Here is a 17,153-nt window from a genome sequence, read left to right as displayed (position 1 = left end):
GCATTACAAGCCTGCCTCCCCGACGGCCGCGCCGCATCCGGCCTCTGAGAGCAGGGCCGGCAGGTCGATATCGTCGCCGAAAGCGCTGACAATTCGTCTGATCGAGAAATGGGCGCGCATGGCGGCGTCGCCTGAAGTGGTGAGATCGAAGCTCTCGCCGCGCAAGGCGTTCCCAAAGAACCTTGCGATATCGCCGTCATCGAACGCCAGTGTTGATCCATCCCTATCGGCGACCAGCACGAATGCGGTGTCATGCTCCTCGTCCCACCGCCCTTTCACATTGGCGGAAACCGGCTCGCCGGCCGCCCAGAGCGGCGAATGGGCCGCATACAGCATGGCGGCGCCCAACTGCCCCGCGCCGCAGGTAATCTTGAGATAGGGCGTGCCATCGCTTCGTTCCCTTTCAGAAATTTCAAACTCTGCTAGCGGCCCGTATTCAAGCGAATGCGCGCGGATAAAGAACGCCGCGCCGCCGGGCTCGTCCCGCCGGATCAGCCTGGGAGAACGCCAATGGGGCAATGCCGCGGCGGGCTGGTCCTGTGTGCCGGTAAGCGCGGCAAATGCCTGGCACCGGGGCAATTTGGACCCGTCATCGCCCTGTTGGGGCAGGCACCAATCCGCAATCGTGTCGGGCGCCTCTGCATGGAAGAGGTCGGTGAGGCATCCGGTATCGTCGCGCGCGCATCGGCTGAGCGCCCCCAGAATAGCGCCGCTTTGGGCAACGGCACCGAGACAGTCCGGCTGCTCCCATGGCTCTCCCCCCCGGCAGGCCGCAACATCTGCCGGAAATACCGTCCCATACCGTACCGCCAGCGGCAGGTCCGCCTGATAGTTCTCGGGAACCTCGACTATTTCGATCCTGTCCTCGTGTTCAATGTCGAACCGGGCCAGCCCGTCACTGCTGAAACTGTCGGGCGGGAATGACAGCCCAGCCTCCTCGGTGCTCAATGACTCGATCCGGTTCCAGCCGGTCCCCGGATCGAAGCTGACCAAAACCGCCGCAACTCTCTCCGAGCCCATCTGGTAGCGTTGCGCGACCGCCGGCGACCAATTGGCGGTATAATCGAAGAAATAGACCCGTCCCGGCCGCCCGTCATCGAGCGTTACGGGAATGATCGATGTGGGCCGGATATCGGCGAAACTGCCCTGCAAGGCAAAACAGGCGGAACGCGTGTCGGGGGCGACCTCTATCAGGGGATCATCGGCTGCGACCAGTTCGACCAGCACGGCACCGCCGTCGACGGATGGTTCGGGGGTTGGATTGCCCAGGTAATCCGAAAAAGTCACCGTCACCGCGTCGATCTTGTCCCACCCGCCCAGATCGACCGCGCGGTCGAAGCTCAGCCCGGCCTGTTCGGCGCCCGACGCCGCTGGTGCCTCGGCGGCATATTGATGATTGCCGAGCGGAATAGTGACGCAGGATGACGCCCAGCTCTCACGCAGTTGAAGCGCCACCTCTTCGAGTATTTCGGCCTCGAGAGCGAGCGCCGGCGCGGACGCCATCAACGCCAGAGGCAGAGCGATAAATCGAAGACCGTTCAACATTTATGCCTGCCCAGCCGGTTTCGTTTCAAGACTGCGTTTTCCGCCGGCGAAAAAGCTTTGTACTGTCATGGTGTCCGCCGGAATCCCGTCAGCAATTGACGATAACAGCGACTGCCGGCGACGGCATCACCCTTACGGGTGATTGCGCGCCCCTTGTTCCCGTCTAACGTCAAGCATTTGCGGCCGTGCTGACCGGACGCAATTGTTGAAATGCGAAGGAGTGGACTGTGAGGATAATCCTGCAGCTATTGGTGCTGGTCACGACGCTGACATTTTCAGGCGCCGCTTTCGCGAATTGCGGGCCGGCGTTCTATGGGTACTGGCGAAATGATATTGGTCCGATCAGCGGGCAGTACGCCAGAATGAATTTTATGGCGCAATCGTACTACGTATTTCTTGACACTTTGACGGCAACGAGTTCTGACTTTGGCTCAAGAGCGACAATATACGAAGCGTCATACATGGAGCCGCAGCACCTTTCTGCCACGGCAACAGGCACGAATACCTGCGTAATAAAGTTCGTCGGCAAGCCGAGTATTCTTAAAGATACATATAACGCCTACAGAGATTATGCGCAGACGGCCAATTTGACGGTCAATGGAAGCAATCTGCGGTGGTGTTGGAGCCGGGCCGGACATCATGGCGGCGATTGTGTGAATTTCCGGCTGTTGCGCAAAGGTGTCGAAGATTGGGGGACTGTCTCAAGGATGGAATGAGACAGCTCGTGTGACGATTGCTGGAATATTGCGGACAAATGCGTCAGGGGAATAGGACGATGCGAGCAGTGGCGATATGAAGAGTGCCGGCGGCCTATCGACTATTGCAATATCATTGGTATTCGCTTCGGCCCTCCTTGGGCTGGCTGGCACGCCGACCGGGGCTGAGTCCTTCAGTCTCGGCGAAGCCTATGAGGCTTGCCTCGATCAGCCTGATTACGCTCTCGGCGGCGCGATGGCCGGCGATTGCATGATCGATCGGAGCGCCGTCCTCGATCTGGATATCGAGACCGCGCTCGCGCGAGCGGCAAAGAACTATTGCCGCGCGGCGGATCGCGATGCGATTGCCGCTGCGCAATCGGCCTGGCTCGACTATCGCGAGAGCTATTGCACGCTGATCGAGAATTCCCCCGGCAATACCGGCGCCTGGATCAATGCTGGCGCCTGCCGGCTGGACCTGACGCAAAAACGGCTTGAGAGCCTCGTCTTTCTCACCGACCATGCCTATGCGTGGTGCCGGGACCTGCAATTGCTGCGCGCCGCCAGCCATTTCGGCGACCCCACCGGTCTCGCCCGCAGCGATGAGGAAGCCGGCATTGCCTGGGCCACGCGGCAGGATGGCGATCAGCGCTTGCTCGACATCTCACTGGCCGATGGGCAGCGCGAAACGATAGACATCACCTCGTGCAGCTATTGCAATGGCGGCGCGGACTGCGACGACGGCATTTTCCTGTTCGCCAGAGAAAACGATGAAGGCGACGTCAGTCATGCCATCGCCAATCTGTGTACCGTCGACGGCAATGGGCCGCGTCTTGAAATCCTCGGGCCAGTGCCGGCCGCCCCACCCGCGCGGGCCGTTTTCAGCGCGACCAACCACATTGGCTGGGTGATCGAGAGCGGCCAATTGAGGATCACGCAGGACGGCGAGCAGGGCGCGGTCTGGCCGACTGATGAATAGTCTGATCAGCGCATCATTCGTCGCGGTACTCGCGTCGTTTGGTTTACCCACCGGGCTCCGAGCTGACCAGCCGGCGGCAAGTTGCGTCTATTCAAGCAAGACTATCGACGCCGAACTGAAATTCAACCATGCCGGCGAAGCCAGTCTTTCCGGCGTCCTTGGCGAGGTCGCGTTCCAATGTCAAATGCACCTTGCCGACATCAAGGATTGCCGCCGCTGCGCGTCCATCGTGAACTATATCCTGACATTTGATCGCCGGGAATGCAGCACAAACCCCGCCAACATCCCGCTGGGCCAAATGTCGGACCCTATTCCACTGCATATCTTCTCATCACGCGCCGAGCTTGGCCTTCTGGCAGGAATGCCGCGCGTCGATTGTCGAACCTATTCGTTTGATGAAGATTTCGAACTTTTTGAAGACGGCTAAGGCGTCCAGGAAGCGACTAAATTCCTGTGGTGCGGTCCCCGGATACAATTCCGCATTCACGACGATCCTTGCGGGTGGCTTAGGAGACCGGACAGGAAAATCGTGCCGTTGCGTCCGAGCGGGGTGACCAGCGACCAGGCCCCGCAATGTTGCGGAGATGGCGCTATGGCACGGCGCGACTGCGTGGTTTGCACATTGTTCATTGCCCGGGGCTAGATTGGGCGGTACTTTATCGATCTGGTTTGGTCCGCCATTGCGCGTAGGGAAGCGATAGTGTTTGAGTTCGGGCGCAGCGCGGCGCTTTCTTCCTGGCGAGAGCCTGGAAAGAAGGGCGAGAATTCTTGAGGCCGGTATATCGCCATAATCTTCTGGGCCTGGCGGCTTTGGCCGCCATTGTCGGTTTCGGACTGGCGGGCCTTGTGCCGGCCCAGGCGCAGCGGCTGGTGCCCGAGAGCTTTTTCAATGCTCCCATCGATCCGGCGGCCTCCACGGCGGTCGAGGCTGAGGAGCTGGTTTTCGATTCGGTGCGCAATATCATCACCGCCCGTGGCGAGGTGGTGCTACGGGTCAGCGGCTATACCATTACCGGCAATGAGCTGGTCTATCGTCGCGGCGGCGGTGAGATGGATGTGGTGGGCAATGTCCGGGTCACCGACCCGGCGGGCAATGTTTCGCAGAGTTCCACCCTGGCGCTAACCGGCAATCTCAAGCGCACATTGCTCGATTCGATGACGATCACGGCCTATGACGGATCGCGGATCACTGCCGATAGCGCCGATTTCGACCGGGAATTGCGCTCTATCCTGATGAATGCGGATTATGCGCCTTGCGGGGAATGTATCGGCAAACATGGTGGCCGGATCGGCTGGTCGATGAGCGCCGCCAAAGTGGTGCAGAATGTCGACGATGGTTCGGTCAGCTTCGAGCAGCCGATCCTGTCGCTGCTCGGCGTGCCGGTGGCATGGCTGCCCTATTTGTGGCTGCCCGATCTCAGCAATGAAGCGCTGGACGCCCTGCCGCGGCCCAGCCTGGGCTATAGCGAGCAGATCGGCATGCGGGCGGAAATGTCGTTCCCGGTCTATTCGACCCGCACGACCGATATCATTCTGACGCCAACGCTTTTGTCCCGCCAGGGATTTCTCCTTGGCGCCGAATGGGTGCAGCGGTTCGATCAGGGCTCGTTCCGCATCAAGGCTTCGGGCCTGCACCAATTCGATCCGAACGCCTTCAGCTTCCCCGATGCCAAACGCGATTGGCGCGGCGCCGTGCAGGCACAGGGCGAGTTCCGGCCGGTCGAGGATTGGACGCTCGGCTTTGCCTATGCGGCCTTTACCGACAGCGCCTATTTCAAGGATTATCAGCTCAGCCCCCGCCGCGCGGCGGTCAATGAAGTCTATGCGACGCATCTGACCGAGGACACTTACATCGATGCGCGGCTGCAGCAATTCAATCTGCTTGGCGACAATACGGATCAGAAGCGCGAGCAACAGGGCATGGCGTTGCCCAATCTGCGGGTGGAACGGACCTTCAAGCTGGCTCCGGGAGCCGGACAGGTCGCGGTGGAAGCGCGGATGCTGGGTATTTATCGCGAGCGAGATCATTATTCCGCTCCTGGTGGTGTCCCTTACGACTTTGGATATGCAGGAACCCGTATGCATGGCATGGCGCAGGCGAGCTGGCAGAACCAGTGGATCGCTGGCGGCGCCGTGGTGACGCCGTTTGCCGGTATCAGGCTAGATACGGCAGGATATGATGGGCAAAGCTCGGCGAAGGAAGCCCCTGCTGCCAGTACGCTCCTGGGCGCGACGCCCATTGCGGCGCTCGATGTCCGCTATCCATTAGTGGCGCGCAGTCCGGGCATCACCCATCTGGTCGAGCCCATTGCGCAAATCGTCTATCGGGGCGCTTCGAGCATCCAGCCAGGCATCACCAATGAAGATTCGCAAAGCGTGATCTTCGACGATACCAATCTGTTCAGCTATAACCGCTTTACCGGCATCGACCGGCAGGAGACCGGGCTGCGGCTGAATGTCGGCGGCCGCTATCTGGCCAGCCTTGATGATGGAAATTATCTCGAATTGGTGGCCGGGCAATCCTTCCAGCTTGCCGGAACCAATGTCTTTGCCGCGCCCAACCGGCAACGGGCCGGTGTCGCATCCGGCCTCGACAGCGCGGCTTCTTATGCGGTGCTCGGCGCCTATGGTGTCGTCGCCGATGCCTTCAAGTTCGGCGGCAAGGCGCAGCTTGACACCGATGATCTGAGCCTGGCGCGGGCCGGGCTGGGCGTCGCCTATAGCCAGGACGGCTGGGGCGGCGCGCTCAATTATCGCTATGCCGCGGCGACGCCATTGGCGGGGAATACAAGAAATCTGCATGAGATCGGCGCCGAGTTGACCGTGCCCATTGACGAATATTGGTCGGCCTCCGGCAATTATTATTGGGACATTGCCGGCAATAGCTGGCTGCAGGTCGGCGGCGGCGTCGCTTACAATGATGGCTATCTCAATATGGCCGCCAACCTCACCCGCACAGGCCCGACGCATATAGACAAGAATGACCTGCGCGCCACGGTCACATTCCGCCTGTCGGCGCCGGCCGGTTTCAATGTGGGCTATTCGGGCGCCGTGCCGCTGCAATCCTGGCTCAGCGGAGGAACACCATGAAAAGACGCGATGTCATGAGCTTGCTGGGTGGTGCCTTGCTGGCTGGCCTCTTAAGCGGCTGTACCAGTTTTGCGCCGGTCTATGGGGATCGATCGAGCGCGAGTCTGGCCGACGCGCGGTTCAATTTCGCACCGCCGGCCAATCGTCTGGAACGGATTATCCTTGACCGATTGAGCGTGGCGTTTCCGAACCAGGCGGGGCCGGACGACCCGGTTCTGCGCGTCTCGGCAAGCAGCAGATCGGTCGCCTCCGCCCTGTCGGATGCCTTTGCCGTGGGGCGGCCGGTCAATGTCCGGGTCGAAGCGCGGATCGCGATCGTTCAGGATGGGGAAACGCTGTTCGCCGCTACCCGCTTTGCCGATAGCGCCTATCAGGGCGGAAAATTGTCCCCGACCAATCTCGCCTCGGCGCGCGGTGTGGAAGAGCAGGCAGCGGAAAGCGCGGCCGAAGCCTTGCGCGCCGCAATCCTGGCCGGATACCGGCCCGGGCTGGTCAGCACTCAACCGCGTTGACGTCCGGGCATTGGCCTGGCGCAATTGTTTCTGAATATGCAACGGAGTGTGGCGTAGCCGGCATATTGTGTCGGCGCCGATGATCGCCAATATCGGGGCCGACAGCCAGGAGAAGAAGATGTCTCGATATCATTTCCGCAGCGCCGAGGGCGCCGATAAGGCAGCTCCCGTCATTTTCCTGTTTCATGGCACGGGCGGCGATGAAGACCAGTTCTTCGACCTTGCCGGACAATTGCTGCCTGGAGCCCGGCGGGTGGCGCCTCGCGGCGACGTCAGCGAGCAGGGGGCGCTCCGCTATTTCCGCCGCACCGCGGAGGGCGTCTATGACATGGATGACCTGGCGCAGCGTAAAGCCGCGATGACGGATTTCATTGCGGAGCAGATCGGGGATAGCCGTCCGTCTCGCGTGCTGGGGCTGGGCTATTCCAACGGCGCCAATATCCTAGCTTCGGTGATGTTCGCGGCGCCCGATCTGTTCGACGCCGCCGTACTTATGCATCCGCTCATTCCGTTTACGCCGGCCGAGGCTGATTTTTCCGACCGACAGGTATTGATCACGGCGGGCCGGTACGATCCGATCGCCCCGGCCGCCGCAAGCCAGGCGCTGGCAGATTATTTCACGGCCAATGGCGCCAATGTCAGCCTGACCTGGCATGAGGGCGGGCATGAATTGCGCCAGGAGGAATTGGCGGCCGTCCAGCAATTTTTGTGAGCGCGGCGCGGATTGGCTTTAACGGGTTTTTGAGGCGTTGCCAGCCAATATCGACGCCTTGAACGAGGTGTTCCATCCGCTCCATCGGTCAGCACATCGCCCGCACCTTGTCGTTGAGGGTCCTGGTTTTCGTCCTGCTCGGCTTTGCCGCGGTGGCCATGCCCGCCTATGCCGCGTTTAACTGGATCGCCAATTCCACCATTATCCAACTCGGTACGCTATTTGCCGAAAAGCAGGTTCTCTATGACCGGCATCGCGGCCTGGGGGCGTTGACGCGGGAAGTGGCGCTGGCCGAGGCGCTTGCCGGCAGCCAGGCCATGCGCGACTGGGCCAGCGACGAGAACAATCCGAGCCTGAGGCGGCGCGGTATTGCCGAGCTTGAGCATTATCGCCGGAGCTTCGCGGACGGCTCCTATTTTTTCGTCATCGACCGGTCCGGCAATTACTATTTCAACGATGCGGCCAATTCCTATGCCGGGGACCAGTTCCGCTATGCGGTGGACGCTAAAAATTCTCGTGACGCCTGGTATTTCACCACCAAGGCGCTGGGAGAAGGCTGCCATCTCAATGTCGATAACGACGCCAATCTGCATGTAACCAAAGTCTGGATGAATTGCGTCATTCGCGACGGGGATACGGTGCTTGGCGTCTTGGGCACCGGCATCGATCTCTCCGCCTTCATTCAGGAAGTGGTCAACATTCCTCAAATCGGCGTGACCTCCATGTTCGTGGACCGTCACGGCCAGGTGCAGGCCCATCGCGACGAGAATCTGGTCGATCTGGCGAGCCTGGCGGCGGAAACGGCCGGCAAACGCAGCATTTTCTCACTGGTGGACAACGATGATGACCGGATGCGGCTGCGGGCCTTGATGGCGGAGGTCGCATCCGGAACCAGCTTGGTCCGTTCGACCTTTGTAACCGTTGGCGGCCAGCAGGCGCTGGCCGGTATCGGCTATCTCGACCGGCTTGGCTGGTTCAACATCACCCTGATGGATGTGGACGCGATCATCGACCGGCGCCTGTTCCTGCCAATTGGATTGCTGCTGGTTGGCGTCATGGGGCTCGTCGCCTTCATGTTGATGATGGTTTTCAAGCAGACGGTGCTCGACCGTCTGGTCCGGCTCGAACAGGTGGTGCATGCGGCGCGGGCCGGCAATTTCGAGCCGGCCCTGGGATTCGGCAGCGGCACCCGGGATGAGATCGGCCGGCTTGGCCGGGCTTTTGCCGAAATGGCCGCGGTGGTGGACGACAATACCCGACTGCTCGAAGCCCGGGTCAGCGATCGGACCCGGGAACTGCAGCAATTGGCGTTCAAAGACGGGCAGACCGGCGTTCTCAATCGACGCGGCTTGGCCGCCGTCCATGCGGAAACCGCCTCGACAACCCAATATGGATTGCTGCTGGTCGATATTGATCACTTCAAGCTGGTCAATGACAATTACGGCCATGCCGCTGGCGATATCGTCGTGATCGAGGTGGTCCGGCGCATTACCGGCGCTATCGCGGATCGACACACTTGCGCTCGGTGGGGCGGGGACGAATTCATCGTCCTGCTGCCCGATGCCACGCCGCAGATGGTGCGGAACGCGGCGGAATCGGTGTTGGCGGCAATGGGGCAATTGCCGGTTCTATTGCCGGATGGCCGGGAGATTTCCATGTCAGTCAGTATCGGCGCTTGCCTCGCCGAAAAGGGAGATGCGCTGGAAATCGTCGCCGATATGGCCGATGCGGCGCTTTACATGGCCAAGTCGCAGGGGCGCGACCGGCTGGTCGTGTTCGACCATCAAATGCAGACCCGGCCATTGCGGGCCTGACTGCAGGTGACGGAATGGCGCTTCGCCGCTATCGTGGGGGCGATATCGGCACAATGGAGGCTTAAGATGATCCGCTTCTTTTCCGGTCTTGCCGTGGTTTTTGCTGGATTCTTCGGCTCCGTGGGAGTGACGGCGGCAGCGAGCTTCGACTGCGCCGAGGCCGCGACGCCGTTTGAACAGGCCATTTGCAATAGTCCCGACCTTTCGGCTGTCGATGAGCGGCTTGCGGCAACCTATGAGACGGCAACCGGGGGGCTGTCGGAATCGGCGCGGGGCGAGATGCGTATCGGCCAGCGCGAATGGCTGAGCTATGCCCAGCGCGCCTGCACCAGCGATGCCACGCCGCTGGCGGCCGGGGCCTATGACGAGCGCGGAATAGCCTGTCTGGTCGATCTTTTCACCAATCGCAGCAAGGCTCTGGAGCAGAGCCGGATGATCGAGGGGCTGCGTTTCTATCCCGTCTCCCGCTATGCGGCGCTGCCCGATCCCCGTGAGACCGGGAACCCGGATTCCTGGTGGCCGGTGGCCCGGCATGAATTTTCCATGGTGCAACTCGATTCCAGCGAGGACTTCGCCGCCGGCTTCAACGAGGCGGTGCAGGCCGAGGGCGAGCGCATGGCGCCGGTCATTGTCGAGGGGGAAAGCTCGGGTGAAAACGACGACGACAACAGCATCGACACTAATAATTCGCTGATTATACAAGAGGTTGCGGGGACGGGGCGGATCAGTCTCAAGGCCAGTACATATTGGTATGGTCATGGCGCCGCCCACGGCAATTGGGGTATCAGCTATCGGCATTACCTGATCAAGGAGGGGAGGTTCCTCGAGGCGCAGGACCTGTTCGCCGGCGCGGGATGGCAGGAGGCCCTGATCGAATTGGCGCTGGCTGCGGCCAGGCTCGAACATGGCGACAACCTGATGCTGGACGATATCAGCTATCTGAGCGAAGCCGTGGTCGATCCGACGCGCTGGAACCTCTCCGATGCTTACGCCCTGGTCATCCAGTTCCAGCCCTATGAAATCTCGGCCTATGCCTATGGCGCGCCGGAGGCGCGGGTGCGCTGGAGCGATCTGGAGCCATATCTGGCCACGGGAGCGGAGGAAATCCGCTATGGTTTTTAAGGGCTTAGCTTAAAAGTACGGCCCATTCGGGATGACGGCGGAATTGCGCGACCACATAGGAGCAGACCGGCGTAATCCTGAAGCTTTCCTGGCGGGCATCGGCAATGGCGGCCTTGACCAATCGCAGGGCAATGCCCCGGCCCTCGAACTCGGGGGGGACGCCGGTATGATCGATGATCATCGGGCCGGAGCCGGCTTTTCTATAGGTCATCTCGGCCTCGGCGCCCGGAGCCAGGCGAATGACATAGCGGCCGCGCGTCGGGCCTTCCTCGCGGGTGATCTTGTATTCGCCTTCGGTCATGATCGCTTCCTTCAAGCATCGAATGGACAATGTGGGCGTTTCGCATCCCAGTCGCAAGTCGGTCGAGTGGGTAACACATCGTCAACGTCGAGCGCGGCACATCGGTCCATCGGCTAACGGATCGGCCGCTTAACGGGTGATCGCCGGCACGGTTTCTTCCTTCACGCCGGTTCGGTATTTTCTCCCGGCAATTCAATGAAGGAGCTTGCAGGAAATTGGCCGGGCGCCTAACGCTGGGGCAAATTCCAGCCGAGGAGTAGTTTTCATGCCGCAGGACGCCAATGCCATTCGCTCCATTCTGTCGCTTGCCCCGGTAGTACCGGTCATCATTCTGGACGATGTAGCGCAGGCGAGACCCTTGGCGGAGGCTCTGGTGGCGGGGGGCCTGCCAGTGCTGGAGGTGACGCTGCGCACCCCCAATGCGCTCAAGGTGATGGAAGAGATGGCCAAGGTCACCGGCGCCATTGTCGGCTCGGGCACGGTGCGCAATGCGGCGCATATGCAATCGTCGATCGATGCCGGCTGCCGTTTCATGGTGTCGCCGGGCGCCTCGCCGCGCCTGCTCGATGCGGCCGAAGACGTGGCCATTCCGCTGCTGCCGGGAATCGGCACGCCGACCGAGGCGATGGCGGCGGCCGAGCGGGGCTATTCGTTCCTGAAATTTTTCCCGGCCGAAGCGCTGGGCGGTGCGCCGGTGCTCAAGGCCTTCGCTTCGCCCTTGCCCGATATCACCTTCTGCCCCACTGGCGGCATCGACGCGGCCAAGGCCAGGACCTATCTGGCGCTGCCCAATGTGATCTGCGTGGGCGGCTCCTGGGTCATGCCGGCCGATGCCATGGCGAGCGGCGACTTCGCCCGGATCGAGGCGTTGGCGCAGGAAGCGAGCGGATTGCGGGGATAATTTTGCGCGGGAAGGCGAGCGGCGCTCATGAGCAAACCCGTTCCCGAACACGGCCTCGGCCATCTGCGTATCGTGCTGACCGACACGGCCTATATCGGGCCGGGCCGGGCGGATCTGCTGGAGGGGATCGTGCGCACCGGCTCGATCAGCGCCGCCGGCAAGGCGATGGGGATGAGCTATAAAAGGGCCTGGAGCCTGGTGCAGGCGCTCAATGAGGGATTCGGGCGGGCGCTGGTGGTGTCGAGCCGCGGCGGCGCGGCGCAGGGCGGGGCCAGCCTGACGCCGCTGGGGCATGAGGTATTGGAGAAATACCGGGCCATGCAGGACAAGGCGCAGGCGGCGATCGGGGAGGATGTCGCGGCGCTGCGGTCGCTGATCACCGATAGGTCTGGCTAAACATATCGCTTGCGCCGGCGCGGGATTTTGGCCATCGATATGTACAGTCAAACATATCGGATGATTGCCGTGACCCGTATTCTGCTTTCCGCCGCCCTGCTGGCAACGACCGCGCTTCCGGCTTTTGCCGAGAGCGTCAATGTGGCCGTTGCCGCCAATTTCACCGCCGTTTCCGAAGAACTGGCGGCCCTGTTCGAAGCCGAGACCGGTCATGAGGTGGTGCTGAGCTTCGGCGCCACCGGGCAGCTCTATACCCAGATCACCCAGGCGGCGCCCTTTGGCGTGTTCCTGGCCGCCGATATCGACCGTCCGCAAAGGGCCATTGACGAGGGCTTCGGCGTCGAGGGCACGTTCTTCGTCTATGCCGAGGGGCGGCTGGCGCTATACGGGCCGGGCCGCGATCTCAGCGATGGGCGGGCGGCGCTGGGCGCTGAATTCGGCAATCTGGCGGTCGCCGATCCGCAGGCCGCGCCCTATGGCGCCGCGGCGGTGGAGACCATGACGGCGCTGGGACTTTACGATGCGCTGGAGCCCAGGATCGTCTGGGGCGAGAATATTTCGCAAACGCTGCAATTCATCGAAAGCGGCAATGCGGAACTGGGTTTCGTGGCCGCCAGCCAGGTGCTGGGCAAGACCGATCAATGGATCGTGCCGGCCGAATTGCACGAGCCGATCGCCCAGGGCGCGGTGCTGCTCAAGGAAGGCGAGAACAATCCGGCGGCCTTGGCCTTGGTGGATTTTCTGCGCTCGGAAACGGCTTTGGCGGTGATCGAGGCGGCGGGGTATTCGGTGCCGTGAGGGGTGGCATGGTCGGCGGTTCTTTCAGGGAGTCGCGGTTAGGCGCCAAGGTCGCGGTTCCTGCGCCCTCCCCCTTGAGGGGAGGGTAGCGTAGCTGGCCTGAAGGGCCATAGCGCAGCTGGGGTGGGGGTGGCGGAGCGCGGGCAAGACTGCTGATTTTGCGGGAACCGCAGCACCCCCACCCCGGCCCTCCCCTCAAGGGGGAGGGGGCGATGGGGTCGCTTTTCTTGAGGTAGCCGAATGTCCCATCGTAATGGGCTAAAACCGCGAATTTTTGGAAATCATCATGGACCTCGCTCCGCTCATTGCTCCGATCGGCCTCACATTGATGCTGGCGTTTTGCGTCACAGGCATCCTGTTGGTCGCCGGCACGCCCCTTGCCTGGTGGCTGGCGCATGGGCGCTGGGCGGGGAAAGAGGCGGTGGGGGCCTTGGTGACGCTGCCCCTGGTGCTGCCGCCCACGGTGCTGGGTTTCTATCTGCTGCTGGCGCTGGGGCCGAACGGGCCGGGCGGGGCGCTGGCCGGCCTATGGGGGGCGCGGACGCTGGCCTTTTCCTTTGGCGGATTGGTGATCGGCTCGGTCATCGCCTCCCTGCCTTTCATGGTGCAGCCGCTGCGCAATGCCTTTGCCGCCATCGAAAAAGAGGTGCTGGAGGCGGCCGATACGCTGGGCGCCAGGCGCTGGCAGCTTTACTGGCGGGTGGTGCTGCCCCTGGCGCGGCCCGGCTATCTGGTGGGCGGCATCATGGCCTTCGCCCATAGTGTGGGCGAATTCGGCGTGGTGCTGATGATCGGCGGCAATATTCCGGGCCGGACCAAGGTGATCTCGATCGCCATCTATGATTTTGTCGAGCGGCTGGAATGGGACAAGGCCCATATCCTGGCGCTGGGCATGGTGGTGTTCGCCTTCGTGGTGATTTTCGCGACGATGACGGTGAACAAGCGGATGAGTGCGCCGGTTCACTAGGGTGTGGGAAATTATCAGCCGTCAGTCGTCACTCGTCACTCGTCACCCTCGCGCTCGACGCGAGGGTTTTGTGTTTTCGGGGCGTGTCGCAAGAGCCCTCGCGTCGAGCGCGGGGGTGACGAGCCGGGGAGGACCGGCTGCGGGCTGCCATTCGAGCATAGCTCTCATGGCCTTCCGCGCTGGCGCAGCGCCACCGGCGCTGCTTGTCCTTCGGACACGCTTGGAAGTCTCATGGCCTTCATGCCTAAAATCGCTCCACCGGAGCGATTTTACCCGCAGGGCCGGCATGAAGTTGACTGCTAACATGTTAGTTGCTAGGGCAGGCGAAACAGCCGGAGTGCCCGTGAATGACCGCTATCGACAAGGTTCTGACCGTCGACGAAATGAAGCGACTGGCGCATCGGCGGGTGCCGAAGATGTTCTTCGACTATGCCGATAGCGGCTCCTATACCGAGAGCACCTATCGCGATAATGAGAGCGACTTTGCCAAGATCCTGCTTAACCAGAAGGTGGCGGTGAACCTGGAGGGGCGCAATCTCAAGGTGAAGATGCTGGGCCGGGACATCACCATGCCGGTGGCCATCGCCCCGGCGGCGACCGGCGGCATGCAGGTGGCGGATGGCGAGATCAAGGCGGCCAAGGCAGCCGAGAAATTCGGCATTCCCTTTTCGCTTTCCACCATGAGCGTCTGCTCGATCGAGGACATCGCCGAAAATACCGGCGCCCCGTTCTGGTTTCAGCTCTATGTGATGCGCGACCGCGATTTCATCCATCGGCTGATCGACCGCGCCAAGGCGGCGAAATGCTCGGCGCTGATCCTGACCATGGATTTGCAGATCCTGGGCCAGCGGCACAAGGATATCCGCAACGGGCTCTCCACCCCGCCCAAATTCACCCCGCATTCGATCTGGCAGATGATGCAGCATCCGCTCTGGTGCCTGCGCATGCTGGGGACGAAGCGGCGTACCTTCCGCAATATTGTCGGCCATGTGAGCGGCGACCACGACCTGGCCTCGCTGTCGGCCTGGACCGCCAGCCAGTTCGATCCGACGCTCAATTGGAGCGATGTGCGCTGGATCAAGGAGCGGTTCGGCGGCCCGGTCATCGTCAAGGGCGTGCTCGACGCCGACGACGCACAGGCGGCTATCGACAATGGCGCCGATGCCATCGTGGTCTCCAATCATGGCGGGCGGCAATTGGACGGCGCGCCATCGACGATCCGGGTCTTGCCGGAAATCGTCGACCGCGTCGGGCACAAGACCGAAATCTATCTCGATAGCGGCATCCGCTCGGGCCAGGACGTGATCAAGGCGCTGGCCTATGGCGCCAAGTCGACCTTTATCGGCCGGCCTATGCTCTATGGATTGGGTGCGGGAGGCGAAGCGGGCGTGACGCGGGTGCTCGAGATCATGCGCAGGGAACTCGACACCACCATGGCGCTGTGCGGAGAGCGCGACATTCTCAATGTCGGGCTGCACAATATCTATTCCAACGACCTTCCGCCGCGCAACGCGCCGATAGCGCGCGGGTGACGAGAAGGGGGCCGTCGGCCTATTGCGGCTGCGGGTCTTCGGTGCGCTGGAGTACCGGATAGGCGACGCTGGCCAGCAGGGAGTTGATATTCTTCAGCGCCCGGACGGTTTCCAGATGCAGATCGCTGGTGGCGATGGACCGTTGGGCGCCCTCGCGCAGGCGCACCAGATGCTCGGTGGCGCTGGCGCGGCCGGCATGGCCGAGCGAGGCTTTCTGCTCGAGCAGCAATTCGGCCGAGGCGCGGTCATCCGACATCAGCACATTGAGCGCCAGATGCAGGTTCTCGACCACGCGGTAATGCAGGTCGTTGAGCTCGCGCCAGCCGGCGGGGGAGAATTTCACCTTCTGCTCGGCGCGGGTTTCGGCGAGCTTGACCAGGGTTTTGACCACCGCATCCCCGACATATTCCAGATTGATCGCCAATTGCGCCAATTCCTGGCCGCGCAGGGCTTCCGGGCCGTTGGGATGGGCATAGCGGATGCGGGAGAGATAGAGCTTGATATCGGACTGGGCGGCATTGACCGCGTGTTCGAGCTGCTTGATCTCGCGAATCTTTTCGGGATCGGCGCTTTCATAAAGCTCCATGACTGGCTGCAGCATGCGCTCGACGATCTCGGCCATGCGCAGCAATTCGCGCTTGGCGCTGGCCAGGGCCAGGGCCGGTTGCTCGATCAGCCTGTCGTCGAGCCGGCTGGGCGGGACCAGGAGTTGCTCCCGCTCCGGCCCGGCGCGCACCAGGCGCAGGGTGAGCCGGGCCATGGGCGTCGTGAGCGGCAGGGCGATCAGCAGCAGGACGACGTTGAACAGCAGGTGGAAATTGATGATCTGCCGGGCGGCGTCGGGGCCGAGCCAGGTGCCGGGGAGATGGCTGAGCCAGAGCAGGCCGAGCCCGACCACGGCCAGGCTCGCCCGGAAGATGAAATTGCCCAGGGTGATGCGCCGCGCGGCGGCGGTGCCAGCGCGGGTCAGCATGAAGGCGATGATGGAGGAGCCCATATTGGCGCCCAGCACCAGGGCGGCGCCCAGCTCGAACGGCACCAGGCCCTGCATGGCGAAGGTGGCGACGAGCAGGACGAAGGCGACGCTGGAATGAATGATCCAGGTGAAGATGGCGGCGAGCAGGAAAGCGGTGAAGGGGTCGCCGGCGAGATAGGCCACCACATCGGGCAGAAGCGGGGCCTCGCGCAGGGGCGCGGTGGCTTCGCCGATCAGCCGCAGGGACATCAGGATCAGGGCAATGCCGATGACGATGCGCCCGGCCTGGCGGATGTCGCGGTTCTGGCTGCGAAAGAACATCAGGCCGCCGGCAATCATCAGCAGGGGCATGAGCCAGGCGGGATTGACGCTGAGCAATTGCACGACCACGGCGGAGCCCAGATCGGCGCCCAGCATGGTGGCCAGGCCCGCCGAAAGCGTCAGCTTGCCGCTGGCGGCGAAGCCGGCGGCGATCAGCGCCACGGCAGTGGAGCTTTGCAGCAGGATGGCGACGAAGCCGCCCAGGGCCGCGGATTTGATATGGCCACGCTTTCCCTGGCTCAGCAACCGGTGCAAAACGGCCTTTTGCGACCGCTCCATGCCGGTGCGGACCATGCGGGTCGCCCATAAGAGCAGCGTGACCGCACCGGCAATGTTGATGAGCACGAGATAGACGTTCATGGCATCCTGAAAAAGCGTGAGGGGCCCAGCTATGGCCGAAGATCATCGGCTAGTCCGCGGGCGGCCGCAATACCTTTGTTTTATAAGCGTTTATTACGGCCAAGTCATGGCCCCGCACCGGCCGTTCGCCGA

The 17,153-nt window shown here is 62.3% G+C and carries 16 protein-coding genes; 13 read left to right on the top strand and 3 right to left on the bottom strand.

The window, feature by feature from the left end; genetic code table 11:
* Positions 1-3: 3 nt before the first annotated feature.
* A complete protein-coding gene (locus tag O9Z70_RS13285; RefSeq protein WP_286019923.1) occupies positions 4-1,503 on the bottom strand; it encodes a hypothetical protein in 1,500 nt (499 codons plus the stop codon).
* 269 nt (positions 1,504-1,772) lie between these two features.
* Between O9Z70_RS13285 and O9Z70_RS13280 the strand changes: the two genes are divergently transcribed.
* From O9Z70_RS13280 to O9Z70_RS13245, 8 genes are all read left to right on the top strand, one after another.
* Complete coding sequence (locus O9Z70_RS13280; RefSeq protein ID WP_286019922.1) at positions 1,773-2,261, top strand: hypothetical protein; 489 nt, start codon at positions 1,773-1,775, stop codon at positions 2,259-2,261.
* A 250-nt stretch (positions 2,262-2,511) separates the two neighbouring features.
* A complete protein-coding gene (locus O9Z70_RS13275; RefSeq protein WP_286019921.1) occupies positions 2,512-3,219 on the top strand; it encodes a lysozyme inhibitor LprI family protein in 708 nt (235 codons plus the stop codon).
* A complete protein-coding gene (locus O9Z70_RS13270) occupies positions 3,212-3,646 on the top strand; it encodes a hypothetical protein (protein WP_286019920.1) in 435 nt (144 codons plus the stop codon). The genes O9Z70_RS13275 and O9Z70_RS13270 overlap by 8 nt, the downstream gene beginning before the upstream one ends.
* A gap of 341 nt (positions 3,647-3,987) precedes the next feature.
* Positions 3,988-6,309 carry an LPS-assembly protein LptD gene (locus tag O9Z70_RS13265; protein WP_286019919.1) on the top strand — a complete coding sequence of 774 codons (2,322 nt, stop codon included), beginning with the start codon at positions 3,988-3,990 and terminating at the stop codon, positions 6,307-6,309.
* Positions 6,306-6,821 (top strand): hypothetical protein, encoded by a 516-nt coding sequence (locus O9Z70_RS13260; RefSeq protein WP_286019918.1) that lies wholly within the window; start codon positions 6,306-6,308, stop codon positions 6,819-6,821. The genes O9Z70_RS13265 and O9Z70_RS13260 overlap by 4 nt, the downstream gene beginning before the upstream one ends.
* Before the next feature lie 118 nt (positions 6,822-6,939).
* Positions 6,940-7,533, top strand: a complete 594-nt coding sequence (locus O9Z70_RS13255; protein WP_286019917.1) for an alpha/beta hydrolase — start codon at positions 6,940-6,942, stop codon at positions 7,531-7,533.
* Positions 7,534-7,640: 107 nt separating this feature from the next.
* Positions 7,641-9,347 (top strand): sensor domain-containing diguanylate cyclase, encoded by a 1,707-nt coding sequence (locus tag O9Z70_RS13250; protein WP_286019916.1) that lies wholly within the window; start codon positions 7,641-7,643, stop codon positions 9,345-9,347.
* Positions 9,348-9,413: 66 nt separating this feature from the next.
* On the top strand, positions 9,414-10,469 hold the full coding sequence (locus O9Z70_RS13245) for a DUF3298 domain-containing protein (RefSeq protein ID WP_286019915.1): 1,056 nt from the start codon (positions 9,414-9,416) through the stop codon (positions 10,467-10,469).
* 4 nt (positions 10,470-10,473) lie between these two features.
* Here the strand turns inward: O9Z70_RS13245 and O9Z70_RS13240 are convergent, their stop codons facing one another.
* Complete coding sequence (locus tag O9Z70_RS13240) at positions 10,474-10,770, bottom strand: GNAT family N-acetyltransferase (protein WP_286019914.1); 297 nt, start codon at positions 10,768-10,770, stop codon at positions 10,474-10,476.
* Positions 10,771-11,035: 265 nt separating this feature from the next.
* Here O9Z70_RS13240 and eda point away from each other — a divergent pair, with 265 nt between their 5' ends.
* The 5 genes from eda (at position 11,036) to O9Z70_RS13215 (ending at position 15,364) form a co-directional block, all read left to right on the top strand.
* Positions 11,036-11,671, top strand: a complete 636-nt coding sequence (gene eda / locus O9Z70_RS13235) for a bifunctional 4-hydroxy-2-oxoglutarate aldolase/2-dehydro-3-deoxy-phosphogluconate aldolase (RefSeq protein ID WP_286019913.1) — start codon at positions 11,036-11,038, stop codon at positions 11,669-11,671.
* 27 nt (positions 11,672-11,698) lie between these two features.
* The gene (locus O9Z70_RS13230; RefSeq protein WP_286019912.1) at positions 11,699-12,067 is read left to right on the top strand and encodes a winged helix-turn-helix domain-containing protein; all 369 of its coding nucleotides are present in this window, start codon (positions 11,699-11,701) and stop codon (positions 12,065-12,067) included.
* A 60-nt stretch (positions 12,068-12,127) separates the two neighbouring features.
* On the top strand, positions 12,128-12,865 hold the full coding sequence (gene modA / locus O9Z70_RS13225; RefSeq protein ID WP_286022018.1) for a molybdate ABC transporter substrate-binding protein: 738 nt from the start codon (positions 12,128-12,130) through the stop codon (positions 12,863-12,865).
* 286 nt (positions 12,866-13,151) lie between these two features.
* The gene (gene modB / locus O9Z70_RS13220; RefSeq protein WP_286019911.1) at positions 13,152-13,832 is read left to right on the top strand and encodes a molybdate ABC transporter permease subunit; all 681 of its coding nucleotides are present in this window, start codon (positions 13,152-13,154) and stop codon (positions 13,830-13,832) included.
* Positions 13,833-14,179: 347 nt separating this feature from the next.
* Positions 14,180-15,364: an alpha-hydroxy acid oxidase gene (locus O9Z70_RS13215; RefSeq protein WP_502870132.1), complete on the top strand. Its 1,185-nt coding sequence runs from the start codon at positions 14,180-14,182 to the stop codon at positions 15,362-15,364.
* 19 nt (positions 15,365-15,383) lie between these two features.
* Here the strand turns inward: O9Z70_RS13215 and O9Z70_RS13210 are convergent, their stop codons facing one another.
* Positions 15,384-17,021, bottom strand: a complete 1,638-nt coding sequence (locus O9Z70_RS13210; RefSeq protein ID WP_286019910.1) for a Na/Pi cotransporter family protein — start codon at positions 17,019-17,021, stop codon at positions 15,384-15,386.
* Positions 17,022-17,153: the final 132 nt, after the last annotated feature.

This window comes from Devosia sp. YIM 151766 (assembly GCF_030285925.1).
GTDB lineage: Bacteria > Pseudomonadota > Alphaproteobacteria > Rhizobiales > Devosiaceae > Devosia.
This window is presented reverse-complemented; position numbering and strand designations above follow the sequence as displayed.

Excerpts from the sequence above, each read along its gene's own strand:
- O9Z70_RS13245 (WP_286019915.1), top strand. The coding sequence starts at position 9,414 with ATGATCCGCTTCTTTTCCGGTCTTGCCGTGGTTTTTGCTGGATTCTTC.
- modB (WP_286019911.1), top strand. The coding sequence starts at position 13,152 with ATGGACCTCGCTCCGCTCATTGCTCCGATCGGCCTCACATTGATGCTG.
- O9Z70_RS13255 (WP_286019917.1), top strand. The coding sequence starts at position 6,940 with ATGTCTCGATATCATTTCCGCAGCGCCGAGGGCGCCGATAAGGCAGCT.
- eda (WP_286019913.1), top strand. The coding sequence starts at position 11,036 with ATGCCGCAGGACGCCAATGCCATTCGCTCCATTCTGTCGCTTGCCCCG.
- O9Z70_RS13215 (WP_502870132.1), top strand. The coding sequence starts at position 14,180 with ATGACCGCTATCGACAAGGTTCTGACCGTCGACGAAATGAAGCGACTG.
- O9Z70_RS13275 (WP_286019921.1), top strand. The coding sequence starts at position 2,512 with ATGATCGATCGGAGCGCCGTCCTCGATCTGGATATCGAGACCGCGCTC.
- O9Z70_RS13210 (WP_286019910.1), bottom strand. The coding sequence starts at position 17,021 with ATGAACGTCTATCTCGTGCTCATCAACATTGCCGGTGCGGTCACGCTG.
- O9Z70_RS13270 (WP_286019920.1), top strand. The coding sequence starts at position 3,212 with ATGAATAGTCTGATCAGCGCATCATTCGTCGCGGTACTCGCGTCGTTT.
- O9Z70_RS13260 (WP_286019918.1), top strand. The coding sequence starts at position 6,306 with ATGAAAAGACGCGATGTCATGAGCTTGCTGGGTGGTGCCTTGCTGGCT.
- O9Z70_RS13285 (WP_286019923.1), bottom strand. The coding sequence starts at position 1,503 with ATGGCGTCCGCGCCGGCGCTCGCTCTCGAGGCCGAAATACTCGAAGAG.
- O9Z70_RS13230 (WP_286019912.1), top strand. The coding sequence starts at position 11,699 with ATGAGCAAACCCGTTCCCGAACACGGCCTCGGCCATCTGCGTATCGTG.
- O9Z70_RS13240 (WP_286019914.1), bottom strand. The coding sequence starts at position 10,770 with ATGACCGAAGGCGAATACAAGATCACCCGCGAGGAAGGCCCGACGCGC.
- modA (WP_286022018.1), top strand. The coding sequence starts at position 12,128 with ATGATTGCCGTGACCCGTATTCTGCTTTCCGCCGCCCTGCTGGCAACG.